We start from the raw sequence: 26,900 nt of genomic DNA, 5'->3' as shown, positions 1-26,900 counted from the left end.
ACCACGCCCAAGGCCGAGCCGCTGGCGCCGCCGTCCGATACCGGGGCGGACATGGTCAAGGTCTCGGCGGAGCTGCTCGACGATCTGGTCAACCTGGCCGGTGAGACGTCGATCTTCCGGGGGCGGATCGAACAACAGGTCAACGATGCACACATCGCCCTGAGCGAGATGGAAACCACCATCGAGCGCATGCGCGACCAGTTGCGCCGTCTCGATACCGAAACCCAGGGGCGGATCCTCAGCCGCCAGCAAGTCGACGCCGAACGTCTGGGCTACGAAGAGTTCGACCCGTTGGAAATGGACCGCCACTCGCAGTTGCAGCAACTTTCCCGGGCGTTGTTCGAATCGGCCTCTGACTTGCTTGACCTCAAGGAAACCCTCGAACGCCGCAATCAGGATGCGGAAAACCTGTTGCAACAGCAGGGCCGCATCAACACCGAATTGCAGGAAGGCCTGATGCGCACGCGCATGGTGCCGTTCGAACGCATGCTCCCGCGTTTGCAGCGCATCGTTCGGCAGGTGTCCAGCGAACTGGGCAAGGAAGTGGATTTCATCGTCGATAACGCCGAAGGCGAGATGGATCGCAACGTCCTCGAACGCATGGCCGCGCCGCTGGAACACATGCTGCGCAACGCCGTCGACCACGGCCTGGAATCCGTCGACGTGCGGCTGGCGGCGGGGAAACCGGCCAAGGGCAAGATCACCCTCGATCTGCTGCGTGAAGGCGGCGACATCATTTTCGACATCCGCGACGACGGCGCCGGTGTGCCGCTGGACGCGGTGCGGCGCAAGGCGATCAAGCGCGGCTTGCTGGCCCCGAACAGCGTCATCAGTGATCACGATGTGTTGCAGTTCATCCTGCAACCGGGGTTTTCCACCGCCGAGAAAATCACCCAGATTTCCGGTCGCGGCGTCGGCATGGACGTGGTGCACGAAGAGGTGCGGCAACTGGGCGGCACCATGAGCATCGACTCGGTGCCCGGGCAGGGCGTGCATTTCCGCATTCGCCTGCCGTTTACAGTATCGGTCAACCGGGCGCTGATGGTGCAGTGCGGTGAGGACCAGTACGCCATCCCGCTCAATACCATCGACGGCATCGTTCGCGTCCTGCCCAACGAGCTCGAAGGCTATTTCCGTTTCGATTCGCCCACCTACGAATACGCCGGGCAACGTTACGAGCTGTGCTATCTGGGTGAGCTGCTGAAAACCGGCCCGCGCCCGAAACTGTTGGGCCAGAGCCTGCCATTGCCGGTGTTGCTGGTGCAGTGCAACGAGCGGCATATCGCCGTTCACGTGGATGCCATGGCCGGCACTCGCGAGATCGTGGTCAAGAGCCTCGGGCCGCAGTTTGCGGCGGTGCAAGGGGTGACCGGGGCGACGATTCTCGGGGACGGCCGGGTGGTGTTGATCCTGGATTTGCTGGCGCCGATCCGCGCCATGCAGGCCCGTATCCCCCAGCGTCCGGCGGGCCAGGAAGTCGAAGCCGAACCGCATCGTCCGCTGCTGGTGATGGTGGTCGACGACTCGGTCACCGTGCGCAAGGTCACCAGCCGCTTGCTCGAACGCCACGGCATGAACGTGCTGACCGCCAAGGACGGGGTAGATGCCATGTTGCTGCTGGAAGAACACATGCCCGACCTGATGCTGCTGGACATCGAGATGCCACGCATGGATGGCTTCGAAGTCGCGACCCAGGTGCGCAACGACGAACGCCTGCAACACCTGCCGATCATCATGATCACCTCGCGCACCGGACAGAAACACCGCGATCGCGCCATGGCCATCGGCGTCAACGACTACCTTGGCAAGCCGTACCAGGAATCGGTGCTGCTCGAAAGCATCGCCTTGTGGAGCAAGACCCATGCTTGAGCACCGCACCAGCAACCTCACCGGCCTGCTGTTGCCATTGGCCGACCGCAATCTGATCCTGCCCAACGTCGCCGTGGCCGAGCTGATCGATTACCAGCAGCCGGGGACTTTCGATCTCGACACACCGCCGTGGTACCTGGGGCTGGTGACATGGCGCGACCGGCAGATTCCGCTGCTGAGTTTCGAGTCGGCATGCGCACAGAAAGTCGTCATCGGCGAACGCGCGCGGATCGTCATCCTCAACACACTCGGCGGGCGACCCGAGCTGAAATTCATCGCGCTGCTGGTGCAGGGGATTCCGCGCTCCTGCAAGCTCGATAGCCAGTTGAGCTACGTGGATGTGCCGTTGTGTCCGCTGGAGCAGGCGGCGGTGCAGGTGGGCGAGCAAGTGGCCAAGGTACCGGATTTGTTGGCTCTGGAGAACTTGTTGGTGGATGCCGGGTTGATCGACTGATCCCGATTCAGCGGTGATCTGACTGACGCCTTCGCGAGCAAGCCCGCTCCCACAGGGTTTTGTGTTCACCACAGATCAACTGTGGGAGCGGGCTTGCTCGCGAAGAGGCCAGCATGAACGACGCCAATCTTGATCATTAACCTGAGCGTAACGATCCACCGCTCTGCTTGATTGATGCCCCCACTCAACACTCCTAAGGTGACTCCCACGACAGCGAACCCGTGGAGTGGTCATGACAACAACAATATCCCCCGACTCGCGATGGACGCGGCGGCGCAGCGAAAAGCAGCGACGCCTCGAGCTGGTGCGAGGTCTTGCCGACGGTGTGGTGTTGCCCACCGACAACATCGTCGCGGCGCTGGAGGCGTTGATCCTGCCCGGCGACCGTGTGGTGCTCGAAGGCAACAACCAGAAGCAGGCGGATTTCCTTTCGCGTTCCCTGGCCAAGGCCGACCCCGCGAAGCTGCATGACCTGCACATGATCATGCCCAGCGTCGGCCGCGCCGAGCACCTGGACCTGTTCGAACGCGGCATCGCCCGCAAGCTCGACTTCTCTTTTGCCGGCACCCAAAGCCTGCGCATCAGCCAGTTGCTCGAAGACGGCCTGCTGGAAATCGGCGCGATCCACACCTACATCGAACTCTACGCACGGCTGGTAGTGGACCTGATTCCCAACGTCGTGTTGTCGGCCGGGTTCATGGCCGACCGCGCCGGCAACATCTACACCGGGCCGAGCACCGAGGACACTCCGGCACTGATCGAACCGGCAGCCTTCAGCGACGGCATCGTCATCGTCCAGGTCAACCAGTTGGTAGACGACGTCAGCGACCTGCCGCGCGTAGACATTCCCGCCTCCTGGGTCGACTTCGTGGTAGTGGCCGACAAGCCGTTCTACATCGAACCGTTGTTCACCCGCGATCCACGGCACATCAAGCCCGTGCACGTGCTGATGGCGATGATGGCGATCCGTGGCATCTACGAAAAACACAACGTGCAGTCGCTGAATCACGGCATCGGTTTCAACACCGCCGCCATCGAATTGATCCTGCCGACCTACGGCGAATCCCTCGGCCTCAAGGGCAAGATCTGCCGCAACTGGACGCTCAACCCGCACCCGACCCTGATTCCGGCGATTGAAAGCGGCTGGGTCGAAAGCGTGCATTGCTTCGGCACCGAGCTGGGGATGGAGAACTACATTGCGGCGCGGCCGGATGTGTTCTTTACCGGGCGCGACGGTTCCCTGCGTTCCAATCGGATGTTCAGCCAACTGGCCGGGCAATACGCCGTGGACCTGTTCATCGGCGCGACTTTGCAGGTCGATGGCGATGGTCATTCCTCCACCGTGACCCGCGGTCGCCTGGCCGGATTCGGCGGCGCACCGAACATGGGCCACGACCCGCGCGGCCGTCGTCACGGCACGCCAGCCTGGCTCGACATGCGTAACACCGACGTGGCCGAGCCGATGCTCGAACGCGGTAAAAAACTCGTGGTGCAGATGGTCGAGACTTTCCAGGAGGGCGGTAAGCCGACCTTTGTTGAAACCCTCGATGCGGTTGATGTGGCGAAGAAGAGCGGCATGCCCCTGGCCCCGATCATGGTCTACGGCGACGACGTCACCCACCTGCTGACCGAAGAAGGCATCGCCTATCTGTACAAGGCGCGCTCGCTGGAAGAACGCCAGGCGATGATCGCCGCCGTCGCCGGGGTGACCGCCATCGGCCTGCGTCACAACCCCAAGGATACTGCACGCATGCGCCGTGAAGGCCTGATCGCCTTGCCCGAAGACCTCGGCATCCGCCGCACCGACGCCACTCGCGAACTGCTCGCGGCGAAAAGCGTGGCCGATCTGGTGGAATGGTCCGGTGGCCTCTACAACCCGCCTGCCAAGTTCAGGAGCTGGTAATGCACGCACTTAACCTGCAAACCAAAGCCCTGAGCCTGGCCGAACGGCTGGCGGACCTCGCGGTTGACGCGCTGATCGACGAGGCAGATCTGTCGCCGAAACCGGCACTGGTCGACCGTCGCGGTAATGGCGCCCACACCGATTTGCACCTGGGGCTGATGCACGCTTCGGCGCTGTCCTTGTGGCCGGCCTTCAAGGAAATGGCTGAAGCAGCCATCGAGTTCGGCGAAGTCGGGTTGCCGCTGCGCGAAGCCGTTGGCCGCATCGGTCGAGAGGGCGAGCAAGCGATGCTCGACACCACCGGCGGCGTGAACACCCACCGAGGGGCGATCTGGGCCTTGGGCTTGTTGGTCACGGCCGTTGCGCTGGACCCCAAGTCCTCGGCTGCAAGCAGCGTATCGATTCGTGCCGCGCGCCTGGCGCTGCTCGACGACCGTCACGCTCCGCGCCCGCTGAGCCACGGCGCTCAAGTCGCCCAGCGTTTCGGTGCACGGGGTGCCCGTGAAGAAGCGCAACTGGGCTTCCCGGCGGTGATCCAACGTGCGCTGCCGCAACTGCGCCGCAGCCGTGATGAAGGGCATGGCGAGCAAAATGCCCGGCTCGATGCGCTGTTGGCGATCATGACCAATCTGGCCGACACCTGCGTGCTTTACCGCGCCGGCGAAGAAGGGCTGCACACCATGCAGCGGGGCGCCCGGGCGGTGCTCGATGCGGGTGGCAGTGCCAGCCTCGGCGGACGTCGCCGCCTGTATGAACTGGACCAACAACTGATCGCGTTGAATGCCTCGCCCGGTGGTGCTGCGGACCTGCTCGCCGCCTGCCTGTTCATCGACCGTATCGAGTCGGACGACGGCCTCATCCTCTGCCATTCAAGAAGGGAAGTGTTTTGATGGAAACTTTATCCTTTGAATTCCCCGCCGGGCAGCCACCACGCGGCCGTACGCTGGTGGGTTGTGTCGGCTCGGGCGATCTGGAAGTGCTGATCGAACCGGGTCAGGCCGGCAAGCTGACGATCAACGTGCAGACCTCGGTCAATGGCAGCGAACAACGCTGGCAGCATCTGTTCGCACGGATGTTCGACGGCCAGACGCCGCCGGCGATGGCCATCGACATCCATGATTTCGGTGCGACACCGGGCGTGGTGCGCCTGCGTCTGGAACAGGGCTTCGAGGAGATCGGCCATGACTGACAGCGCATCCCTGCTGAACAAGCACAGCTTCGTCGAACTCGGTGCCCGGCAACGGGCCAAGGCCCTGCTCGACGCCGGGACCTTCCGCGAATTGCTCGACCCGTTCCAGCGCATCATGTCGCCATGGCTGTCGCGCCAGGGCGTGGTGCCGCAGGCCGACGACGGCGTGGTGATCGCCAAGGGCAGTCTCGCTGGCCTGCCCGTGGTGGTCGCGGCCATCGAAGGTGCGTTCCAGGGCGGCAGCCTCGGTGAGGTCGGCGGAGCAAAAATTGCTGGCGCACTGGAACTGGCCGCCGAAGACAACCGCAACGGCATCCCGACCCGCGCCGTACTGCTGCTGGAAACCGGCGGCGTGCGGTTGCAGGAAGCCAACCTCGGCCTGGCGGCGATTGCCGACATCCACGCCGCGATTGTCGATTTGCAGCAGTACCAACCCGTGGTCGGTGTCGTGGCGGGCAGCGTCGGGTGCTTTGGCGGCATGTCGATTGCCGCCGGGTTATGCAGCTACCTGTTGGTGACCCAGGAAGCGCGGCTCGGCCTGAACGGCCCGCAGGTAATCGAGCAGGAAGCCGGACTCGAGGAATACGACTCCCGCGACCGGCCTTTCATCTGGAGCCTGACCGGTGGCGAGCAGCGCTTTGCCAGCGGTCTGGCGGACGGCTATGTCGCTGACGACGTGGTGCAGATTCGCCAGCAGGTCGGTGAATGGCTCAAGCAAGGTTTGCCGGCGCAACCCCGCAGCCGTCAGGCCGGGTTGTTCCTGCAGCGCCTGGCGCGTCTGGACGCCGAACCGCAAATCGAGCCGTCGGTGGTTCGCGATCTGTACCAAGGAGAACGCCCATGAGTTCGTATTCCCTGCGTGGTTTGAACTGGTTCAACGCCTTGAGTGACGGGGCGAAACCGGTCGAGGGCTTGCCTGTTTCGCTGAAGGTCGCGGACGGTGTACTGGGCGATCAGCCTGTGCGTTTCATCGCCGTGGTGGCTGACCCCGAAAACCGCTTCGTCCGCGCACGCAACGGCGAAGTGGGTTTGCTCGAAGGCTGGGGCCTGGCCAAGGCCGTGGATGAAGTCATTGCTGCCGATCAGAACAAGGCACAGAAACGCGCCCTGATCGCCATCGTCGATGTGCCGAGCCAGGCTTACGGTCGACGCGAGGAAGCCCTTGGCATTCATCAGGCGCTGGCCGGTGCGGCGGACAGTTATGCCCGTGCCCGTCTGGCCGGTCATGCGGTTATCGGTTTGCTGGTGGGCAAGGCAATGTCGGGGGCGTTTCTGGCCCACGGCTATCAGGCCAATCGCTTGATCGCCCTGCGCGATCCGGGCGTGATGGTACATGCGATGGGCAAGGCATCGGCAGCGCGGGTGACCTTGCGCAGCGTTGAAGAACTCGAAGCCTTCGCCGCCAGCGTGCCGCCGATGGCCTATGACATCGACAGCTATGCCAGCCTCGGGCTGCTGTGGGAAACCTTGTCGGTGGAACAGATCGAGCAGCCGACTTCGGCGGATCTGGCGCGGGTGGCCGAGTGCCTGGGTCAGGCGATGGGTGATATCGCCGAGAAGGGCGCTGATCTCAGCGGTCGTCTTGGTGCGGCCAACCGTGCGGCGTCGAGCAAGGTTCGCCAATTGCTGAGAGCGCAGTGGTGAAAGGGCTTCTGGCTCACGACCTGCTGTGGGGCATGACCCCGCAGCAGTTGCCTGCGGATGTGCCTGTGTGGGTGATCGAGTCGATCAGTGCCGGCCAGCCGGTGGTGGTCCGTCGCGCCTTGAGCGCGGCGGGGCAGGTGGCGGTGGGCGTGCGCGGGTCGTTGCGCGAACAGCGATTTGCCGCGGTGATGGAAGTCGCCGCCATCACGCGGCAAGTACGGCCGGAAGCGCTGTGCCATGTTCAAGGCCAGCGTGATTTCCCGGCGTTGCGAGCCTTGGCGCAGCTGCGCCCGCACCTCGATGACAGTGGTTGGACCTGGGGTGTCAGTGGCAGTGCCGGGTTCGAGTTGGCCAGCGGGTTTGCCGCATTGCACGAGGGCAGCGATCTCGATCTGATCCTGCGTACACCACGTCCGTTGAGTCGTGTCGACGCGCAGGCGTTGGTGGTCATTCTGGACACGGCCGTGTGCCGCGTTGACCTGCAATTGCAGACACCGTCGGGCGCCATCGCCCTGCGCGAGTGGGCCGGTGCTTCGTCGCGGGTCTTGTTGAAAAGTGCCACTCAGGCCCGCCTGGTCAGCGATCCGTGGAATCCACAGGAGCAAGCGGCGTGAGCAGCTTGCTGGTGTTCCCTGGCCAGGGCGCGCAACAACCCGGCATGCTGGCGCGTTTGCCTCGGGAAACGTTGAACGAGGCGAGCGACCTGCTCGGTGAAGAAGTGACGCAGCTGGATTCTGCCGAGGCGTTGCAGTCGACGAGGGCGGTTCAGCTTTGCCTGCTGATCGCCGGCGTCGCCGCTTCACGCCAGTTGGGCATGACTCCGGATTACGTCGCTGGCTTGTCGATCGGTGCCTACCCGGCTGCAGTGGTGGCCGGTGCCCTGAGTTTCAGTGATGCGCTGCATCTGGTCAGCCTGCGCGGTGAGCTGATGCAACAGGCTTATCCACAGGGCTACGGCATGACCGCCATCATCGGCCTGGACCTGGCCACGGTGGAAGGATTACTGGCCCGGGTGCACAGCGCAGAAATGCCGGTTTATCTGGCCAACATCAACGCCGATAACCAGGTGGTGATTGCCGGTAGCGACGCGGCGATGAAGGCGGTGGCCGAGTTGGCGAAAGGTTGTGGAGCCGGCTTGGCCAAGCGTCTGGCAGTGAGCGTGCCGTCACATTGCCCATTGCTTGAGGCCCCCGCGCAACGACTGGCCGACGCCTTCGCCAACGTGTCACTGAATACACCGAAAATCGGTTATCTGAGCGGCAGCCGTGCGCGTCCGCTGATCAAGCCCGAAGCCTTGCGTGACGACCTGGCCTTCAACATGTGTCGCATCGTTGATTGGCGGGGCACGGTACAAAGCGCTTACGAGCGCGGCGTACGCCTACAGATCGAACTGCCGCCTGGTGCGGTGTTGACCGGGCTGGCGCGCCGGGTGTTCGAGCAGGGCACCGTGATTGCCTTCGACGGTGCGCGGCTCGATACGCTTCAGGCGCTGATGCGTGAGGAGGGAAGCCGTCACTCTTAAATCGCCGACTCAGGCTTCGAACAACAAAAACAACATTCGAAATGCACTTTGAGGACTACAACAATGATTATTTACGGTGTGGCGCTGTTGGCGATCTGTACGCTGGCAGGGGTGATCATGGGGGACATGCTCGGTGTGCTGCTGGGCGTGAAGTCAAACGTCGGCGGTGTCGGGATCGCGATGATCCTGCTGATTTGCGCACGGTTGTGGATGCAAAAGCGTGGCGGCATGACCAGGGATTGCGAGCTGGGCGTCGGTTTCTGGGGTGCCATGTACATCCCGGTGGTGGTGGCGATGGCGGCGCAACAAAACGTGGTCACGGCGCTGCACGGTGGTCCGGTGGCGGTGCTGGCGGCGATCGGTTCGGTGGTGGTCTGCGGTTGCACCATTGCCCTGATCAGCCGGACCCACAAAGGCGAACCCTTGCCCGATGAACCGGCGGATGTAACGGCGGTTGGCGCACCGGCAGGAGGTCGCTGATATGTGGGATCTCATCAAGAACGGTCTTGAACACAACGGCCTGGTCACTGCATTCGCTTTCGTTGGCGTGATCATGTGGGTGTCAGTGGTGATCTCCAAGCGCCTGACCTTCGGGCGTATCCACGGCTCGGCGATTGCCATCGTCATCGGCCTGGTGCTCGCCTGGGTCGGGGGCACAATGACCGGTGGGCAAAAAGGCCTGGCGGACTTGACGCTGTTTTCCGGCATCGGGTTGATGGGCGGTGCCATGCTGCGGGACTTCGCCATCGTCGCCACGGCATTCGAGGTGCAGGCCACTGAAGCGAAAAAAGCCGGCTTGATCGGCGTGATCGCGCTACTGCTGGGCACGGTGCTGCCATTTATTGTCGGCGCGTGCATGGCCTGGGCATTCGGCTACCGCGATGCGGTGAGCATGACCACTATTGGCGCCGGAGCGGTGACTTACATTGTCGGGCCGGTCACCGGAGCGGCCATTGGCGCCAGTTCCGATGTCGTGGCGCTATCGATTGCCACTGGCCTGATCAAGGCGATTCTGGTGATGGTCGGCACGCCAATGGCGGCGCGCTGGATGGGCCTGGATAACCCGCGCTCGGCGATGGTGTTCGGTGGGCTGGCCGGGACTGTCAGTGGCGTGACCGCCGGTTTGGCGGCGACGGATCGGCGGTTGGTGCCTTATGGGGCTTTGACCGCGACATTCCACACCGGGTTGGGCTGCTTGCTGGGGCCTTCACTGTTGTACTTCATTGTTCGCGGGATTGTTGGGTAGATTCTCCGAATTTGCTAATGGTCGCCTCCACATTTACCGAGTTTCATGAGCTGCTCGGTGAAATGTGGAGTTATACAAATATAACCTTCACAAAGTTGGAGGCGGCTCAAATTGGCGTGGCTGAAATTTTATGTGGAAGTGAAATGTTTGTTTGATGTCATTTGGAGGTTTTTGTTGTGGCTCGGATAAGAGTTGTGGTTAGGTAATATGCCATCATAAGTGCAACTAGGCCATAACTTAGGCCCTCAATTATCCTCTCAGGATTAAAAATAAAACTGCTCGCAGTGATGATCAGTATGATGGTTAATGTTGTGGCAAGTTCGCTGACAAGAAAAAAAGATACTGCATCGCTATCGTTTGCGTTATGGAAAACTTCATTTGATGTTAGTCGGGTAAATATTGTTCCGATCACCACGCCTAATAGACAAAAAAAAGCTAGCGATAAAAAGAACGTAATGTCCTTGTTGGTTAGTACCAGCAGTAGAGATGTGATAACAGTCGCAATCAAACAGGAAGTTGCGAGTGTGGTGCTGGATTTGCTGATGATAAGTCTGGATGTCACAAGCCTCCCTAATACGGTAGATGACAAAAAGACCATGTACGCAATCGCTGAGCTTCCTAACCAAGAAAATTGCTGGGCTAAGCCCAAGAGGTTGCTATGCCGATAGAGCAAACCTATTGCGTACATAAATACCAAAGATTCAAATACGTTTCCCGCAACATAGCCAGTTATTTGCACTGGATATTTCGCGGCAACAGTGAAATGCTTAAAATATGCATGCCGGCTTGAATGTATTAAAGTGGTTCTGCTTGTGTCGGCGGGTCGTAGATCACTGTTTGATATGTATATTTGCGCTGATCTGAGTAATAGCAGCATCGACATTATTGCTGTTGTGGCATATAAATATGAGGTGAAATTTATTACAAGGGAGGCCGTCAGTAATAAAGTAAAAGGAGTTCCAATTCGAATGTATAGAAGATGATTGAATGCTTTGATGTAATCAGCGGTCTGGCCAGTCATTTTTATATGTAAGGCATTATAAGCTGGCCGGAAAGATGCTTTTAAACAGCCTGTTCCTGCTGAGTCGCATACGAAAGCAATTAGAATTAAGCTCCAGCCTGTGTACCAATATTCAAGCAATGCTGCCCAAAATCCCAATGTCAGGAAAATAGCGCATGCCAGTTTGAATATAAAGCCATAGATGGTGGTATTGGCAATGCCTAGTCTACATACAAAGTAGTGTCCAATGTAAAATTCCACAATCAAGGAAATGATTAACTGCGTTGCAAGCGAGAATTCCAACGAAAACTGGCCTAAATTTGGATTGCTTGCAATTAAGGCTAGTTCGAGAATTGTTGCTCCCATTGCAACGCCACCATACAAGGCATCTGCTCTCGCGATTAGTGTGTGTGCACTTTTCATTCGTTTACTCTATAAGTTTTACCGGGCTCTAGAATAAGGTTTACATATAGAGCGGACGGCGCGTAGGCGCGACCGTAAAACATCAGTGTCGTATATATTGAATCAAGATCGTAAGGGATTAGTGTGGATCTCTCTAAAGGTTGCTTAGTGGTGTATGCTGAACTTCTAGCTTTTCCATTTCTAAAGTCTTCGTAAAGTAATAACTCGAAATCAATATTTGAGTTTTTAGCGGTATTGTTAAAAAAAATACCACAGGCTGCATCATTGAGGTTTCTGTAGGTGCTCCCGGTCGTATCAATTTGTTCAAATACGTTAGTTAATATGTCATCTCCATAGATTGATTGTAGGTATCTAATCGTATAAGGCCATCTTCTATTTAAATGCCGAGATATGTCTAGGTATCGTCTAACGCATTCAAATGTGAAATGTTTATCGCATGCAGTGGTTGGGGAACTGAGAATATTTTTAGATTTATATATTTCAGTGAAAATCAAGTCGATAGTATCAGTGTTTTTTATTATCATTTTCTGATACCTCTGCGAGCGATTTTTTTACGAGATCAATGTTGCTTCGCTCAACTTCAATGGATGATCCCTCCATTTCTAGCAAAATATTTTCCGTATTGTATGCCTGGGAGATGGTTGGCTTGAAAGCTTCCATCAGTTCAATATTGAAGGGGTCTGAGTGTTGGTCGAGCCACACGGGAATACCATTCCACATCCAGGATTTTATTCCTGAAATATGTAACGTCTTGATGAGGCGCCATATTTCATGTTTGGCGTCAGGTATAGCGAAAGCAAGATCTTTGCTTTTGCAATAGCCCAAGTAATGTCCTATGTCAAAGGCCATGGAGCAACCAGACTGAATGCATAGCTCTAAATAGAAGTCCCAAAACGGTATGCTTCCGAACTCGCTGTATACGGGAGGATTCTCTAAAAGTATGGGTAACTCAAGAAAATGCTTTACCATTTTGGCGTTAATTATTGTTGTTTGTAATGATTTTTTGTTTAAAGGTGGATTGGTCTGATGGGCGCCTAGAAAAAGATTGCCATTTCTCCATATGCCTATGTCTTCTTCGATGTAACTTACCGGGAGAGTATCAACTATTTTTTTCAGATTTGCTAACTCTGCCATGTCGATCACGCCAGAGAAGTTTATATCTACTGGGTGTACGGAAATAGTGAAGTCAGCAGTTGCACAAAAATCAATAATTGAGTTCTCCAACCTATCCCAGGGGCGCACGCCCAGGCTGAAGTGCTTGATCGGGGCACCACGGTAAACGCTATTGGTGCTTGTATGTAAATAAATAAATTGTTTTAGCTTATTTATATCGCCACTCACACCTAGACTTATCGAATTGATGTCCATAAAATTTACCTGCTCGAACGATAGTTATGCAGACTTTCCGATTAATTCACCTTTTCTACCGCCAACACCAAGCGTAAAGGTTTCTAAAGCGACTCGTTTCGGCGAGTTATTTGGTTCTTTGCCGTGCAAGGTTTTTTTTAAGATAGAGGTATATGTTAGGAACTCTTTTCCTGTAAATATCGCCGTTCGCTCCCCCGTCCGCTGACAGAGCCCCCACAGAATTTTGAATGGCATATGTCTTAGGTAAATATTTAGCAAGGATAGGTGCGCAATTTCTCGTGGCGAGGTGCTTTGTGAGATTTTTTCTATATTTATAGAAATTGCGTTCTCTAGAGAGTTTAGGAGAGGTTTTGCAAAATAATCTATATAGGCGTCGTAGATTTCCTTCACCTCTTGATTCTCTATAAGCTGTCTGCTGTTAGGTAAGTCGATCAAGTTGAACTTAATGCCCATTTTCCTTTCAAGATTATCTCTAACAGGCGTTCCTGGATATATCATCATGATATTGAAATAATGATCAAAGGATTCATGTTCAGTCATTCCAGAGTTGAGCAGAAAACTTAGATTTTCTATAATTTCTCTTTTTTGTTGGTCATGATAGAACATGATAAAGTCGAGGCCGACGTCAATGCCATTGATCTGTAAGGCCCTAATTGCGTCTATATTATTCTTTACTGTGACTCTCTTGTTCATGTAATCGAGCTGAGTTTGCGAGCCAGACTCAATACCCATTTCGACCAGTCTTAATCCTTGCGTAACTAATTTTGGCAATTCTGTGCGTAACTTAAGCAGGTATCCTACTGTAGAAGAACTGCTCCATGTAACCTCGCCACCGAACAGCTTGTATAGTTTTTCAGAGAACTCCAGTACTCTGTCTTTTCGTACAAAAAAATTAGCGTCCATCATGTAAATATGTTCAAAAGAGTATTGTTTGTGAGCCTCTACAATCCAATTGACAAGAGTGGTTGCGTCGACAGCACGCCACTTAGGACCATCTTTATCTGCCGCAACGATAGCGCAGAATGAGCACGCTAAAGGGCAGCCACGGCTACTGGTGAGAGCTATTGATCTTCTTTTCTTACCATCTCGCCTGTCCGTGAAATAGAGGTTTTGTAAACGCTCGGAACAATATTCCAATAATGGATTTTCCCACTCGGTTGCGGGTAATTGTATCTTCTGTTTATATGTTTCGTACGTTTTCCCGGTTGCGGAGATCCAAGCTGCATTTGGTATGTATTGTAAGTGGTTATCTATAAATATTTGTTTTGGTGTAAAGTTTTTATTGGTGTTCTCTGTGGGCTGAGAGGGTGGGGCTTCCTCGCGCGATTTATTGAATAACTTTAGTAGTGTGGCTGTTGAGTGTTCTCCTTCACCATAAAGTGCCAGTTCAAAAATACCATTTGATACACGTAAAAAATCTTTCGCTGCAAGGCTTATATGCGGGCCGCCGCAAAATAATACTGCCTCAGGTAGTGCGTTTTTAATTAATTTCCCCCAGGCGATCGCTGCTTGAACATGGCTGCTGTAAATAGATATTCCTACCAGGGCAGGTTGCCAGTCTATCAAGTCTTTTAACTCGTGAGTGTCTGAGGTATATAAGTCAGAATAATCAAATATTTTGCAATTTACATGTGCTACATGTTTTTTTACGTAGGCTGATATGTTCTGCAGTCCCAGAGGCATTACTTTTTGCGGACCTTCGCCGTATGGCAGCGAAACTAACGCTAGTCGAGTAGAATCATAAATGTCACTGTCATTGTTTAGTGAATTCCAGCACGCTTCGTTCATACGCACTCCTTGCCTCTTTGGCCTCAGACATATTGAAAAAAGCTGGATACCGCTCTGTTAGCGCCAAGGATTTTTCATGGGAATCCATTGCTTCAATAAACTTTTTTTTCGGAATTTTCAGGAGGTGTGTGCCATTGTGGAAAAAACAATATCCGAGTTCTGTTAAGCATAGAACACCTTCATTGATTGTAGCTCTCATGTGTTGGCAGCCTTGGATTTTAGAAGTGGGCATCGTTAAACGATGCCCTGGTTATTTCATCAGAACTCTGGCGCTGTTTTTCCAGCAACCATGTCATACGTTCCATCTGGAACAGGAGTCATAACCTCAACATCGGAGGCTAAATCATCTAAGTTGTTTTCATCATAAATTATTTCGTCATTCATACCTTTCTCCTTCTGAAATGTGACAGCTAAGTCACAGGATATCTCCGGTTTGACAACGTTGAAGTTAGAACTCGGCAGATATATAGCTGTGCACAGTTGAGTGTCTAACCTCCTGCCACTGATGGATAGCTATCTGTGACGGTTTCATATAAGTATCGAATCAGATTGCAGTCAAATAAAAATTAAAACTTCCGAAATTTCCTAGGATGCTTGTGGCTTTGTAGGTCGTATCCTACTTTAAGGGAATTATCCTACAAGTAAGTGGTGAATATAGATTTTTGGGTCTGCCGCTTTGATGCGATGCGTAAATCAACTTCTCGACTTTATGTCTAGAAAACAGCGCGTTAAATTAGTTTGTGGGTCGTTTTGAAGTTGAGGTTAAAATTTTTTCATTGCTGTGCAGTGACCAATAATATGGATTCAGCGCGCTGGATGGGCCTGGATAACCCGCGCTCGGCGATGGTGTTCGGTGGGCTGGCCGGGACTGTCAGTGGCGTGACTGCCGGGTTGGCGGCGACGGATCGGCGGCTGGTGCCTTATGGCGCGTTGACTGCGACGTTCCACACCGGGTTGGGCTGCTTGCTGGGGCCTTCGCTGTTGTACTTCATTGTTCGCGGGATTGTGGGTTAGTCCGCTACTTCATCATTGAATGTTCCGGCGTCATCGCGGGCAAGTCGAATCGTCGCACCGCCGCTCCCACAGGGACAGCGCAATTCCTGTGGGAGCGTGGCTTGCCCGCGATGAAGGCGCCACGGTTTCAAACCTGCCGATTGGCATACATCCGACACTCCGCCAGCAACGCCAGCAGGTTCGGATCCCGCTCCTTGGCCTTCAGGAACACCACGCCAATGTGCTGCTGCAAGCGGTACTTTTCCTGCAACGGGATCAGTTTCACCCGGTTCTCGTACACCGCGGCAATCCGCCCCGGCAGCAACGCATAACCTACGCCTGAACTGACCATGCTCAGCAGGGTGAAGATGTCGTTGACCTGCATCGCCACCTTCGGCTCGAACCCTGCCTGCTCGAATACCCGCTTGCCGTCCTGGTGGGTGGCGAAGCCCTGGGTCAGGGTGATGAAGGTTTCGTCGCGGACCTCGGCCAGGTCGACTTCGGTGCGCTGGGCAAACCTGGAGTCGGCGGGCGTGGCGAGGAAGATATCGTCGGAGAACAGCGGGATGTGCTCGCAATCCGGATCGTTGACGCTGTCGTCCAGTGACACCAGGGCCGCATCGACTTCCATGTTCTTGAGCTTGTAGAGCAGGTCGATGTTGGAGCCCAGGATCAGGTCGATGTTGAGCTCGCTGCGGCGGATCTTCAAACCCATGATCAGCTGCGGCACGGTCTTCACCGTCAGTGAATACAGCGAGCCCAGTTTGAAGCGTTCGGCCGAGAACCCGGCGGCCTCGCGGGTCAGGCGCACAGTTTCGACGACATCCTGAATCAGCTTCTGCGCCCGTTCTTCCAGCACATAGGCACTTTCCAGTGGCGTCAGGCTGCGCCCTTCGTGCTTGAACAACGGGCAGCGCAGGGCGCTTTCCAGTGAATGGATCGCCCGATGCACGCTGACATTGCTGGTCTGCAGCTCGGCAGCGGCGCGTGCCAGGTTGCCGGTGCGCATGAAGGCCAGGAACACCTCGAGTTTTTTCAGGGTCAACTCTTCATCGATCAGCATGGGCCGGACTCTTTTTGGAATGACTCGATTGTGCCCAATTACGCCGGGCCCGTCGTACAGAAACATTGCGCTTTTACGCTCCAGGCCTGAGCCTTGCGCGTTGCGGTAGTGAGATTCGAGGTGAGCAACACATGTATCACGGGGAACGATTGAATGCCTGGACGCATCTGGTCGGGGCAGTGGCGGCGTTTGTCGGAGGGGTGTGGCTGATTGTGCTTGCCAGCCTCGACGGCAACCCGTGGAAGATTGTCAGCATGGCGATCTATGCCTTTACCCTGCTGGTGCTTTACAGCGCATCGACTGTGTACCACAGCGTGCGCGGGCGCAAGAAAGCGATCATGCAGAAGGTCGATCACTTTTCGATCTATCTGTTGATTGCCGGAAGCTACACGCCGTTCTGCCTGGTGACCCTGCGCGGGCCGTGGGGCTGGACGTTGTTCGGGATTGTCTGGGGGCTGGCGCTGATCGGCATCCTGCAGGAGATCAAGCCGCGTTCGGAAGCGCGGATTCTGTCGATCGTGATTTACGCGGTGATGGGCTGGATTGTGTTGGTGGCAGTCAAGCCGTTGCTCGCGGCGCTGGGCGGCGCCGGATTTGCGTGGCTGGCATCAGGTGGGGTGTTGTACACGGTGGGGATTATCTTTTTTGCCCTGGACGACCGGCTGCGGCATGCCCACGGGATCTGGCATCTGTTTGTCATCGCCGGGAGCCTGCTGCACTTTGTGGCGATCTGTTTTTATGTGCTTTAAGGCTGTACCGGGACCAGGCGATCCAGCTGCTCCCGGGCTCGACGGCTGAATACCTGCAACAGGTCGTTCAAGGTGTGGGGCGGCGGTTCAGCGGCGCGGGTCACCGCGTAGAGGGTGATGGGTAGCGGCGGTGCCAGGGGGCGAATCGTTGTGGTGGCGGGAGAGGCGCCAAGGGCGGTGAACGGATCGATCACCGCCAGGCCCGCGCCAGATTCCACCATCGCCCGTGCCAGGGAATAGGTTTGCACGGCGATGTGTACCCGGGGCGGGGGTTCGACCGCTTCCAGGTAACTGTCGAGCCGCGCGGCCAGCGGATCGGCGCTGGATAAACCGATCAGCGGCGCGTCCGCCAGTGCCATCAGCGGCAACGGTTTGCCCGCATCTTCCTGAGGCCAGTAACCACTCGGCGCCAGTGCCACCAGCACGCCGGACGCCAGCGCCTGGGCCTTGAGCCCCGGGTGATCCGGGCGTTGCAGGGTCAGGGCGACATCCACTTCGCGCATCAACAGATTCTGCACCAGTTCGCGACTGTGGGCGCTGGAGAGTTCGCAAACGATGTCCGGGTAACGCCCGGTCCATTCGTGAATGGCCGGCGGCAGCAATGACAGTGCCAGCGCCGGAGTGGCACCGATGCGCAGGCTGTGGCCAGGCTCGCGGCGCAGGCTCTGCGCCAGGCGTCGCACGCCTTGCAGGCTTTCGCTGACCTTGTCCACTTCGCGCTCCAGCTCCAGCGCTTCCGGGGTCGCCTGCAACTTGCCGCGCACCCGCAGGAACAACGGGAAGCCCAATTGCTGCTCGGCGTGCTGCAACACCTTGCTCACCGCCGGCTGCGAGACGTGCAGCAATTGTGCGGCAGCGCTGATTGAGCCGGTCTGGCGAATGGCCTGGAAAATCTCGATATGGCGAAGGCGCATGGTAAGTCCATAACCTTTGTTTATGGGTTTGCCATCTTTATGCATTGTTCAACGTCTGTCACCTGGCTCTAACCTCGGCCTCGTCTTCACTACGGTTTTAAGGACGGACATGGCTCAGCGTGTGTGCATCATCGGTGGCGGCGTGATTGGCCTGGCAACGGCCTATGCGCTGGTGCGCGACGGCTTCGAGGTGACGGTGGTCGAGGCACGGGACTCGCTGGGCAGCGAAACCAGCTTCGCCAACGGCGGCCAGTTGTCCTATCGCTATGTCGCGCCCCTGGCCGACGCCGGTGTGCCTTTGCAAGCCATCGGCTGGATGTTGCGCGGCGACTCACCGCTGAAGCTGCGCCCGCGCTTCGACCTGGCCCAGTGGCGCTGGATGGCGTCGTTCCTCGGCGCCTGTCGCCGCTCGGTCAACCGCGAGAACGCCGCGCACTTGCTGCGCCTGGCGCTGTTCAGCCAGGACACATTGAAGTCCTGGCGCGAGGACGATGGGCTGGCGGGATTCCAGTGGCGGCGCAATGGCAAGCTGGTGACTTTCCGACAGAACAGCAGCTTCGAGCATGCGCGCCAAGGCCTGGCCGACCCGCAGCAACAGCAGGTGTTGTCGCCGGCCGAATGCGCGCAACTGGAACCGGCCCTGATCGATGCCCCCTTTGTCGGGGCGATCTACACCCCGGACGAAGAGGTCGGCGACTGCCACGGTTTCTGCCAGCAACTGGCCGCACGACTGAAGGCGTCTGGCCGTTGCGAATTTCTCCTCGGGCAAGCGGTGACCGGCATTCGCCACAGCAACGGCAGTGTCAACGCGATCGAACTCGGCGAGCAATTGCTGCCGGTCGATCAACTGGTGATCGCCGCCGGCCACCGCAGTCCGCTGTTGGCGCTGCCCGGACTGCAACTGCCGCTTTATCCGCTCAAGGGCTACAGCCTGACCGTGCCCATCGGCGCCGGTCACCGGGCGCCGGACGTGAGCATCACCGACTACGACCGCAAGATCGTCTACGCCCGCATCGGCAAGCAATTGCGGGTGGCGGCGATGGTCGACATCGTCGGCTTCGACCCTGCGCCGGACCCCAGGCGCCTGGCACTGATCAAGCGTCAGGCCCATGACACCTTTCCAAATGCCGGCGCCTATGACGAAGCCGTCGAGTGGGCCGGCATGCGCCCGGCCACCCCCAGCGGCGTGCCGTTGCTGGGCGCGACGGCGTATCGCAACCTGTGGCTCAACCTCGGCCACGGTGCGTTGGGTTTCACCCTGGCATGCGGCAGCGGGCGCTTGCTCAGTGAACTGATCGGCGAGCGCCGGCCTTCCATCGACCTGCAGGGTTTCAACCATCGGGTCGCCTGAATACTGATTTCCGAGGAGGACATTGCAATGACCATTACCCGACTGCACAGCAACCCGCGCCTGTCTGGCGCCGTGACTTTTGGCGACCTGGTGTTTCTCTCCGGGCAGGTGCCTGGCGATGCCCAGGATGCAAGCGGCCAGACCCGCGAAGTGTTGGCGAAAATCGATACCCTGCTGGCCGAGGCGGGCAGCGACAAGGATCATCTGCTGAGCGCGACCATTTACCTGAAGGACATCACCGGGGATTTCGCCGCGATGAACGAGGTCTGGTCGGCCTGGCTATCGCCGGGACAGGCGCCGAGCCGCACTACCGTGCAGGCCGAACTGGCCCGCCCGCAGGTGCTGGTGGAAATCACCGTCATCGCTGCACGCGTCTGATAAACCAACACCCACAACGGAGAATAACAATGCAGAAAATCACGTTGCTCGCTTGTACGCTTGGCCTGTTGCTCGGCAGCCAGGTTCAGGCCAATGAGGCGCCGCTGACCGGTACCTTGAGCAAGATCGTCAGCGCCAACAGCATCACCCTGGGCTATCGCGATGCTTCGGTGCCGTTCTCCTACGTGGGTGATCACAGCGGCAAACCGATGGGTTACTCGGTGGATCTGGCGGGCAAGATCGTCGAGCGCATCCGGCAGCAACTGGCGCTGCCGGACTTGAGTGTGAAGTACAACCTGGTGACCTCGCAGACCCGCATTCCACTGGTGCAGAACGGCACCGTGGACCTGGAGTGCGGCTCCACCGGCGTGACCGCCGAGCGGCAGAAGCAGGTGGCGTTCTCCTACGGTTTCATCTACGTCAAAGGCCAGTTGCTGACAGCCAGGGACAGTGGGATCAAGAGCTTCGCCGACCTGCGCGGCAAGAATGTGGTGACTACCGCCGGCACCACCAACGAGCGCTTCCTGAAAAGCTACAACATCGATCACAAGATCGACATGTTCGTGATCAGCGCCAAGGACCACGGCGAAGCCTTCCAGATGCTGCAATCGGGCCGGGCAGCAGCGTTCTACATGGACGACGCGCTGCTCTACGGCGAGCGGGCCAAGGCCCATGACCCGCACAAGTGGGTGGTGGTCGGGGAGGAGCAATCGCGGGAGATCTACAGCTGCATGGTGCGCAAGGATGATCCGCAGTTCCTGGCGCTGGTCAACGCAGCGCTGGCGGATCTGTACAGCTCGGGTGAGATCAATGGCATCTACAAACGCTGGTTCGAGCAGCCGATCCCGCCGAAGGGGTTGAACCTTGAGTTCCCGATGACCAGCGAACTCAAGGCGATCATTGCCAAACCGGTGAGTGATCCGGTGCAGTAGCCTAGAAATCACCCCAGAGTTGCTGGGCCACCGCCAGTGCAACAACCGGCGCGGTTTCGGTGCGCAGCACCCGTGGACCGAGGCGGGCGGCGTGGAAGCCGCTGGCCTTGGCCTGATCGACTTCGGCATCGGACAAACCACCCTCCGGACCGATCAGGAATGCCAGATTTGAAGGTTTGGCGTGGCTCACCAACGGTTCGGCCACCGGGTGCAGCACCAGTTTCAACTCGGCTTGTGCCTGCTTGAGCCAGTCGACCAACAGCATTGGCGGATGAATCACCGGCACCCTTGAGCGCCCGCATTGCTCGCATGCGCTGATCGCCACCTGGCGCCAATGCAGCAGACGCTTGTCGGCGCGCTCGTCCTTGAGCCGGACTTCGCAGCGTTCGGTGAAGATCGGGGTGATTTCAGTGGCGCCCAGTTCCGTGGCTTTCTGAATCGCCCAGTCCATGCGCTCGCCTCGGGACAGGCCTTGGCCGAGATGGATTTGCAGCGGCGACTCGATCTGCCCGGCAAAGCTTTCATCGATCTGCACCACTACGCGCTTCTTGCCGACTTCGACCAGGGTGGCGCGAAACTCGTGGCCGGAACCATCGAACAGTTGCAGCGCATCGCCTTCGGCCATGCGCAGGACGCGGCCGATGTAGTGGGCCTGGGCTTCGGGCAACTCGTGCTCGCCGGTGCTCAGGGGGGCGTCGATGAAGAAGCGGGACAGTCTCATGCTGGATCTCTGGAAAAATGTGAATCAGTTAAACCGGTGTTGACTTCATTCGCGAGCAAGCCCGCTCCCACAGGGTATGCGGTGCCAACTGTGGGAGCGGGCTTGCTCGCGAAGAGGCCGGCCCGGACACCACAGAATCTCAACCGAACGAATCAGCCCGGATCACGGAACCCCGGATGGAAGTCCTTCGGCACGGCCACGCTGACACTGTCACGGGTCGCAATGTCGATCCCTTCGCTGGCCACTTCGGCGAGGAAGTCGATCTGCTCCGGAGTGATCACATACGGCGGCAGGAAATACACCACGCTACCCAATGGACGCAGTAAAGCACCACGCTCCAGGGCGTGCTGGAACACCTTCAGGCCGCGACGTTCCTGCCACGGCCAAGCTTCTTTGCTGGCCTTGTCCTTGACCATCTCGATGGCCAGCACCATGCCGGTCTGGCGCACTTCGGATACGTTCGGGTGGTCGACCAGATGTGCCGTCGACGCAGCCATGCGCTGCGCCAGGGCCTTGTTGTTCTCGATGACGTTGTCTTCTTCGAAAATGTCCAGGGTCGCCAGGGCCGCCGCGCACGCCAGCGGGTTGCCGGTGTAGCTGTGGGAATGCAGGAACGCGCGCAGGGTCGGGTAGTCGTCGTAGAAGGCGCTGTAGACCTCGTCGGTGGTCATGCACGCCGCCAGCGGCAGATAGCCGCCGGTCAGGGCTTTGGACAGGCACAGGAAGTCAGGGCGGATGCCGGCCTGTTCGCAGGCGAACATCGTCCCGGTGCGACCGAAGCCGACGGCGATTTCGTCGTGGATCAGGTGCACGCCGTAGCGGTCGCAGGCTTCGCGCAGCAGCTTGAGGTACACCGGGTGGTACATGCGCATGCCACCGGCGCCCTGGATCAGCGGCTCGACGATCACCGCCGCGACCGTGTCGTGGTTTTCGGCCAGGGTCTGCTCCATGGCCGCGAACATGTTGCGCGAATGCTCTTCCCAGCTCATGCCCTCGGGGCGCAGGTAGCAGTCCGGGCTCGGCACCTTGATGGTGTCCAGCAACAGCGCTTTATAGGTCTCGGTGAACAGCGGCACGTCGCCCACCGACATCGCTGCCATGGTTTCGCCGTGGTAGCTGTTGGTCAGGGTGACGAAACGTTTCTTGTTTGGCTGACCGCGATTGAGCCAGTAGTGAAAGCTCATTTTCAGCGCGACTTCGATGCAGGACGAACCGTTATCGGCGTAGAAGCAACGGGTCAGGCCTTCCGGTGTCATCTTCACCAGGCGCTCGGACAGTTCGATCACCGGTTGATGGCTGAAGCCGGCAAGGATCACATGTTCGAGCTGATCGACCTGGTCCTTGATGCGCTGGTTGATCCGCGGGTTGGCGTGCCCGAACACATTGACCCACCAGGAGCTGACCGCATCGAGGTAGCGCTTGCCTTCGAAGTCTTCCAGCCACACGCCTTCCCCGCGCTTGATCGGGATCAGCGGCAGTTGTTCGTGATCTTTCATCTGGGTGCATGGATGCCACAGCACGGCGAGATCGCGTTGCATCCACTGATTATTCAGGCCCATTTTCACTCTCCTGGAGGCGGTCCGTTACCTGCGCGGACAAACAATCGCGCAAGCCTATGCAATGCGTGCCACGGGGACAACCCATTGTGTCGAATCAGCTACTTTATCCAGGCCGATAGACGTTGCTGGCGGGTGTTTGAAGGCTGACGTATCCTTCGCGGTTCTTGAGCCGTCTGGCTCGCAAAAACTGCTGTTTTCCTCGTGTAATTCCGGAGTTCGCTGAATGTCTGTCGGTTGGCTGCGCGCCTGTGCGCTGGTGATGTTGGGGCTGTTCAGCGTGTCTGCGCTGGCCAAGGATAAAACCGCGATCGTTATCGGCGGCGGCCTGTCGGGCCTGACTGCCGCATATGAGCTGCAGAACAAGGGCTGGCAGGTCACTCTGCTGGAAGCCAGGTCGAGCCTGGGCGGCCGTTCCGGCATGGCCACCAGCGAGTGGATCGGCAATGACAAGGTCCAACCGGCGCTGAACAAGTACGTTTCGAACTTCAAGCTGAGCACCACGCCGGCCCCTGAGTTCGTGCGGACTCCAGGCTACCTGATCGATGGCGAGTATTTCTCCGCCGCCGATCTGGCGACCAAACAGCCGGCCACCGCCGAGGTGCTCAAGCGCTTCGACAAGACCGTGGACGATCTGGCGCGCTCGATCGACGACCCGCAGAACCCGGCTGCCAACAACACGCTGCACGCGCTGGATCAGATCAACGTGTCGAGCTGGCTCGACAAGCAGAACCTGCCGGCCACCGCTCGCCAGTTGATCAACCAGCAGATTCGTACCCGCTACGATGAACCTTCGCGCCTGTCGCTGCTGTACTTCGCACAGCAGAGCCGCGTTTACCGTGGTGTCTCCGATCGTGACCTGCGTGCATCGCGCCTGGTCGGTGGCAGCCCGGTGCTGGCCCAGGCCCTGGTCAAGCAGCTGAAAACCATCAAGACCAGCTCCCCGGTCTCGGCGATCATCCAGGACAAGGATGGTGTGACCGTCAAAGTCGACAACGTCAGTTATAAGGCTGACTACGCCGTGCTGGCCGTGCCACTGCGCGCCCTGAACAAGATCCAGATGACCCCGGCGCTGGACGCCCAGCACCTGGCGGCGATCAAGGGCACCAACTACGGCTGGCGCGACCAGATCATGCTGAAGTTCAAGACGCCGGTGTGGGAGTCCAAGGCGCGCATGTCTGGCGAAATCTACAGCAACGCCGGCCTGGGCATGTTGTGGGTCGAACCTGCCCTGAAGGGCGGTGCCAATGTGGTGATCAACCTGTCCGGCGACAACGCGCGGGTGATGCAGGCTTTCGGTGACAAGCAGATGGTCGATCAGGTGTTGATCCGCCTGCATGCGTTCTATCCACAGGCTCGCGGTTCGTTCACCGGTTATGAGATCCGTCGCTACAGCACCGATCCGTCGACTGGCGGTGCCTACCTGGCCTTCGGCCCGGGCCAGATCAGCAAGTTCTGGCGCCTGTGGGAACGTCCGGTCCAGCGTGTAGCCTTTGCCGGCGAACACACCGACACCCTGTACCCTGGCACTCTGGAAGGCGCGCTGCGCACTGGTCAGCGTGCGGCCAGCCAGGTTGAAGACCTGGCGGCGGGCAAGTCGTTGGAACCCGCGAAAGTGGTCCCGGCAGCTGCTGCTGCGGGCGCTGGTGCGGTGGCGGCGAAGAAAGGCAATTTCTTCAGCAACCTGTTTGGCGGCTCGGATGACGAGAAGAAGCCAGAGCCGGTCAAGGCACCTGAACCCGTTGCGCCGCCAGCGCCTGCTCCGGCGCCAGCCCCGGTCGTCGCGCCGGCCCCGGTGGAAGCACCGAAGCCTGCGACCCCGGTAAAAGCCGAGCCAGCCAAAAAGGCTCCGGCCAAACCGGCAGCCAAGACCGAGGCGAAAAAAGCCCCGGCCAAGGCGCCGGTCAAGAAGGCTGAACCGGCGAAGAAGCCAGCGGCTAAATCGACGGCGACTCCGACAGCGGATGCCAAGACGCAGTAACGTTCAGGCGTAAAAAAGCGCGGCCCAAGGGCCGCGTTTTTTTTGCCTGAAGAAAAACCGGGAACAGAAATCGAATAAATCTTTTGATACAGGTGTTCTCTGGTTTGTATGCACTTTTTCTTACAATTTCGACTTAATCTTTCCTTAACTCGTTGGCTTTAGACTCTTAATCGCATTTTTCGATATTTCAAAGCGAAATTTTCGGCTTTAATTCGATAGATAACTCGATAGTCTTGGGCCAGCACTTACAGGGATCTAGGCAATGCAGCTACGTAACTCTACCTCCCGCTACGGCTGGGTCAGCATCTTCATGCACTGGGGCGTGGCACTGGCCGTATTCGGTTTGTTCGCCCTCGGGCTGTGGATGGTTGGCCTGGGTTATTACGACCCATGGCGCAAGGACGGACCGGATCTGCACAAGAGCATCGGCTTGATCTTGCTGGGCGTCATGGTGCTGCGCGTGTTGTGGCGTTTCATCAGCCCACCACCACCGGCCCTGACCAGCTACAGCCGCATGACGCGTCTGGGCGCCATGCTCGGCCATTTGTTTCTGTATATCTGTCTGTTCGCTGTGATGATTGCCGGTTACCTGATTTCCACCGCAGAAGGTGCCGGGATTCCGGTGTTTGACTGGTTTGAAGTGCCTGCCCTGATTTCCGGACTGCCGGACCAGGCAGATAACGCCGGTGCGATTCACCTCTATCTGGCGTGGGTGCTGGTAATTTTTTCCGGCCTCCACGCGTTGGCAGCATTGAAGCACCACTTTATCGACCATGATGCGACCCTCAAGCGAATGCTGGGTCGCAAAGCCTGAAGTTCAACCTCGACTCCCAAGGAAAATAAAGCATGTTGAAAAAGACTCTCGCCGCTCTGGCAATCGGTTCCGCTCTGCTGTCCGCCAACGTGATGGCGGCTGACTACGTTGTAGACACAACCGGCCAGCACGCCTTCGTCAACTTCAAGATCAGCCACCTGGGCTACAGCTACATCACCGGTACCTTTAAGACTATGGACGGCAAGTTCAGCTTCGACGCTGCCAAGCCTGAAGACAGCAAGATCGAGTTCAACGTAAATCCTGCCAGCGTTTTCACCAACAACGCTGAGCGTGACAAGCACATCTCCAGCAAAGACTTCCTGAAAGTGGCTGATTTCCCTAAAGCCACGTTCGTGTCCACCAGCGTCAAATCCACCGGCAAGAACGCCGCTGGCAAAGACACTGCCGACGTGGCAGGCGACCTGACTATCGCTGGCGTAACCAAGCCAGTCGTGGTCAAGGCCACTTTCCTGGGTGAAGGCAAGGATCCATGGGGCGGCTACCGTGCAGGCTTCGAGGGCACTTTCAACATCAAGCGTTCCGATTTCGGCAAGATGATGGACCTGGGTCCAGCGTCCGATGCGGTTGAAATGTACGTCTCGTTCGAAGGTGTCAAAGCGAAGTAATTTTCGCGCCTGACAAAAAACGCCCGCTGCTCATACGAGCGCGGGCGTTTTTTATTGCCTATGCATAGCCTCCCGTAGGAGCGAGCTTGCTCGCGAGAAACCCGAGAACACCGCGGGGTGTCAGGTTTCCAGCGTTATCGTTGACCACCATCGCGAGCGAGCTCGCTCCTACAGGTCATTTGCGACGCATAAAAAATGCCCCGGCTCTTTCGAACCGGGGCATTTTTATTGCAGCGATAACTCAGCGATTGCGGGTCAGCAGCGCTGGTTTCTCACCACGAGGACGGCTTGGCAGTTGATCCAGTTGCTCAGGTGTCGGGAAGCGGTCGGCTTTCGATTCCTTGTGCATGATCTTCGGCGCAGGGCCGCGCGGGTTCTGCACGGCCGGCTCGGAGCGCGACTGGTCGTCACGGGCC

At 57.9% G+C, this 26,900-nt stretch carries 27 protein-coding genes and 1 pseudogene; 19 read left to right on the top strand and 9 right to left on the bottom strand.

Going from position 1 to position 26,900, the window contains the following annotated elements; genetic code table 11:
- The 11 genes from ACCD00_RS22805 to madM all read left to right on the top strand — a co-directional run.
- Nucleotides 1–1,869 (top strand): response regulator (locus ACCD00_RS22805; RefSeq protein ID WP_413427657.1); only part of this gene is annotated, 1,869 nt, incomplete at its 5' end.
- Complete coding sequence (locus tag ACCD00_RS22800) at nt 1,862–2,323, top strand: chemotaxis protein CheW (RefSeq protein WP_413427656.1); 462 nt, start codon at nt 1,862–1,864, stop codon at nt 2,321–2,323. The genes ACCD00_RS22805 and ACCD00_RS22800, both read left to right, overlap by 8 nt.
- A 232-nt stretch (nt 2,324–2,555) precedes the next feature.
- The gene (gene mdcA / locus ACCD00_RS22795) at nt 2,556–4,226 is read left to right on the top strand and encodes a malonate decarboxylase subunit alpha (RefSeq protein ID WP_007987781.1); all 1,671 of its coding nucleotides are present in this window, start codon (nt 2,556–2,558) and stop codon (nt 4,224–4,226) included.
- Entirely contained in the window at nt 4,226–5,116 is an 891-nt protein-coding gene (locus tag ACCD00_RS22790; protein ID WP_413427655.1) for a triphosphoribosyl-dephospho-CoA synthase, read from the top strand. Before mdcA ends, ACCD00_RS22790 begins: the two co-directional genes overlap by 1 nt.
- A complete protein-coding gene (locus ACCD00_RS22785; RefSeq protein WP_008001147.1) occupies nt 5,116–5,415 on the top strand; it encodes a malonate decarboxylase subunit delta in 300 nt (99 codons plus the stop codon). Before ACCD00_RS22790 ends, ACCD00_RS22785 begins: the two co-directional genes overlap by 1 nt.
- The gene (locus ACCD00_RS22780) at nt 5,408–6,259 is read left to right on the top strand and encodes a biotin-independent malonate decarboxylase subunit beta (protein WP_413427654.1); all 852 of its coding nucleotides are present in this window, start codon (nt 5,408–5,410) and stop codon (nt 6,257–6,259) included. Before ACCD00_RS22785 ends, ACCD00_RS22780 begins: the two co-directional genes overlap by 8 nt.
- Complete coding sequence (gene mdcE / locus ACCD00_RS22775) at nt 6,256–7,059, top strand: biotin-independent malonate decarboxylase subunit gamma (protein WP_413427653.1); 804 nt, start codon at nt 6,256–6,258, stop codon at nt 7,057–7,059. Before ACCD00_RS22780 ends, mdcE begins: the two co-directional genes overlap by 4 nt.
- Nucleotides 7,053–7,673, top strand: coding sequence for a malonate decarboxylase holo-ACP synthase (locus ACCD00_RS22770; protein WP_413427652.1), 621 nt, complete (start codon nt 7,053–7,055; stop codon nt 7,671–7,673). Before mdcE ends, ACCD00_RS22770 begins: the two co-directional genes overlap by 7 nt.
- A complete protein-coding gene (gene mdcH / locus ACCD00_RS22765; protein ID WP_413427651.1) occupies nt 7,670–8,581 on the top strand; it encodes a malonate decarboxylase subunit epsilon in 912 nt (303 codons plus the stop codon). The genes ACCD00_RS22770 and mdcH overlap by 4 nt, the downstream gene beginning before the upstream one ends.
- A gap of 63 nt (nt 8,582–8,644) precedes the next feature.
- Nucleotides 8,645–9,061, top strand: a complete 417-nt coding sequence (gene madL / locus ACCD00_RS22760) for a malonate transporter subunit MadL (protein WP_008019933.1) — start codon at nt 8,645–8,647, stop codon at nt 9,059–9,061.
- A 1-nt stretch (nt 9,062) separates the two neighbouring features.
- Nucleotides 9,063–9,827 (top strand): malonate transporter subunit MadM, encoded by a 765-nt coding sequence (gene madM / locus ACCD00_RS22755; protein WP_085716398.1) that lies wholly within the window; start codon nt 9,063–9,065, stop codon nt 9,825–9,827.
- Between the two features lie 157 nt (nt 9,828–9,984).
- On the opposite strand, the gene ACCD00_RS22750 is transcribed toward madM, so the two are convergent.
- From ACCD00_RS22750 to ACCD00_RS22735, 4 genes are all read right to left on the bottom strand, one after another.
- On the bottom strand, nt 9,985–11,250 hold the full coding sequence (locus ACCD00_RS22750) for a hypothetical protein (protein WP_413427650.1): 1,266 nt from the start codon (nt 11,248–11,250) through the stop codon (nt 9,985–9,987).
- Between the two features lie 504 nt (nt 11,251–11,754).
- Nucleotides 11,755–12,618, bottom strand: coding sequence for a DUF692 family multinuclear iron-containing protein (locus tag ACCD00_RS22745; protein ID WP_413427649.1), 864 nt, complete (start codon nt 12,616–12,618; stop codon nt 11,755–11,757).
- A 24-nt stretch (nt 12,619–12,642) separates the two neighbouring features.
- A complete protein-coding gene (locus ACCD00_RS22740) occupies nt 12,643–14,406 on the bottom strand; it encodes a B12-binding domain-containing radical SAM protein (protein ID WP_413427648.1) in 1,764 nt (587 codons plus the stop codon).
- Nucleotides 14,407–14,664: 258 nt separating this feature from the next.
- On the bottom strand, nt 14,665–14,790 hold the full coding sequence (locus ACCD00_RS22735; protein ID WP_413427647.1) for a hypothetical protein: 126 nt from the start codon (nt 14,788–14,790) through the stop codon (nt 14,665–14,667).
- A 420-nt stretch (nt 14,791–15,210) separates the two neighbouring features.
- On the opposite strand from ACCD00_RS22735, the pseudogene ACCD00_RS22730 reads away from it, so the two are divergent.
- Nucleotides 15,211–15,420: pseudogene (locus tag ACCD00_RS22730) on the top strand (malonate transporter subunit MadM); the annotation flags it as partial.
- Nucleotides 15,421–15,547: 127 nt separating this feature from the next.
- Here the strand turns inward: ACCD00_RS22730 and ACCD00_RS22725 are convergent.
- On the bottom strand, nt 15,548–16,462 hold the full coding sequence (locus ACCD00_RS22725; protein WP_413427646.1) for a LysR substrate-binding domain-containing protein: 915 nt from the start codon (nt 16,460–16,462) through the stop codon (nt 15,548–15,550).
- Between the two features lie 131 nt (nt 16,463–16,593).
- Here ACCD00_RS22725 and trhA point away from each other — a divergent pair, with 131 nt between their 5' ends.
- Entirely contained in the window at nt 16,594–17,211 is a 618-nt protein-coding gene (trhA, locus tag ACCD00_RS22720) for a PAQR family membrane homeostasis protein TrhA (RefSeq protein WP_413427645.1), read from the top strand.
- Here the strand turns inward: trhA and ACCD00_RS22715 are convergent.
- Entirely contained in the window at nt 17,208–18,125 is a 918-nt protein-coding gene (locus ACCD00_RS22715; RefSeq protein ID WP_413427644.1) for a LysR family transcriptional regulator, read from the bottom strand. The genes trhA and ACCD00_RS22715 overlap by 4 nt on opposite strands.
- Before the next feature lie 109 nt (nt 18,126–18,234).
- Between ACCD00_RS22715 and ACCD00_RS22710 the strand changes: the two genes are divergently transcribed.
- Genes ACCD00_RS22710 through ACCD00_RS22700 form a run of 3 tightly spaced genes read left to right on the top strand, consistent with a single transcriptional unit; the run spans nt 18,235 to nt 20,786 of the window.
- Nucleotides 18,235–19,476, top strand: coding sequence for a D-amino acid dehydrogenase (locus tag ACCD00_RS22710; protein WP_413427643.1), 1,242 nt, complete (start codon nt 18,235–18,237; stop codon nt 19,474–19,476).
- Nucleotides 19,477–19,503: 27 nt separating this feature from the next.
- On the top strand, nt 19,504–19,854 hold the full coding sequence (locus ACCD00_RS22705) for a RidA family protein (RefSeq protein WP_413427642.1): 351 nt from the start codon (nt 19,504–19,506) through the stop codon (nt 19,852–19,854).
- A 29-nt stretch (nt 19,855–19,883) separates the two neighbouring features.
- On the top strand, nt 19,884–20,786 hold the full coding sequence (locus ACCD00_RS22700) for a transporter substrate-binding domain-containing protein (protein WP_413427641.1): 903 nt from the start codon (nt 19,884–19,886) through the stop codon (nt 20,784–20,786).
- A 1-nt stretch (nt 20,787) separates the two neighbouring features.
- Here the strand turns inward: ACCD00_RS22700 and ACCD00_RS22695 are convergent, their stop codons facing one another.
- Both ACCD00_RS22695 and ACCD00_RS22690 read right to left on the bottom strand, forming a co-directional pair.
- Nucleotides 20,788–21,507, bottom strand: coding sequence for a 16S rRNA (uracil(1498)-N(3))-methyltransferase (locus ACCD00_RS22695; protein ID WP_413427640.1), 720 nt, complete (start codon nt 21,505–21,507; stop codon nt 20,788–20,790).
- Between the two features lie 152 nt (nt 21,508–21,659).
- Complete coding sequence (locus ACCD00_RS22690) at nt 21,660–23,066, bottom strand: adenosylmethionine--8-amino-7-oxononanoate transaminase (RefSeq protein WP_413427639.1); 1,407 nt, start codon at nt 23,064–23,066, stop codon at nt 21,660–21,662.
- 223 nt (nt 23,067–23,289) lie between these two features.
- Here ACCD00_RS22690 and ACCD00_RS22685 point away from each other — a divergent pair, with 223 nt between their 5' ends.
- The 3 genes from ACCD00_RS22685 to ACCD00_RS22675 all read left to right on the top strand — a co-directional run bounded on the left by ACCD00_RS22685 (nt 23,290) and on the right by ACCD00_RS22675 (nt 26,484).
- A complete protein-coding gene (locus tag ACCD00_RS22685) occupies nt 23,290–25,044 on the top strand; it encodes an FAD-dependent oxidoreductase (RefSeq protein ID WP_413427638.1) in 1,755 nt (584 codons plus the stop codon).
- A gap of 262 nt (nt 25,045–25,306) precedes the next feature.
- Nucleotides 25,307–25,858 (top strand): cytochrome b, encoded by a 552-nt coding sequence (locus ACCD00_RS22680; protein WP_413427637.1) that lies wholly within the window; start codon nt 25,307–25,309, stop codon nt 25,856–25,858.
- A gap of 32 nt (nt 25,859–25,890) precedes the next feature.
- A complete protein-coding gene (locus ACCD00_RS22675) occupies nt 25,891–26,484 on the top strand; it encodes a YceI family protein (protein WP_413427636.1) in 594 nt (197 codons plus the stop codon).
- A 241-nt stretch (nt 26,485–26,725) separates the two neighbouring features.
- On the opposite strand, the gene ACCD00_RS22670 is transcribed toward ACCD00_RS22675, so the two are convergent.
- A partial coding sequence (locus ACCD00_RS22670) for a hypothetical protein (RefSeq protein WP_413427658.1) occupies nt 26,726–26,900 on the bottom strand: 175 nt, incomplete at its 5' end.

Source organism: Pseudomonas sp. Pseusp3 (assembly GCF_047304225.1).
Classification (GTDB): Bacteria; Pseudomonadota; Gammaproteobacteria; order Pseudomonadales; family Pseudomonadaceae; genus Aquipseudomonas; species Aquipseudomonas fluorescens_CD.
This window is presented reverse-complemented; position numbering and strand designations above follow the sequence as displayed.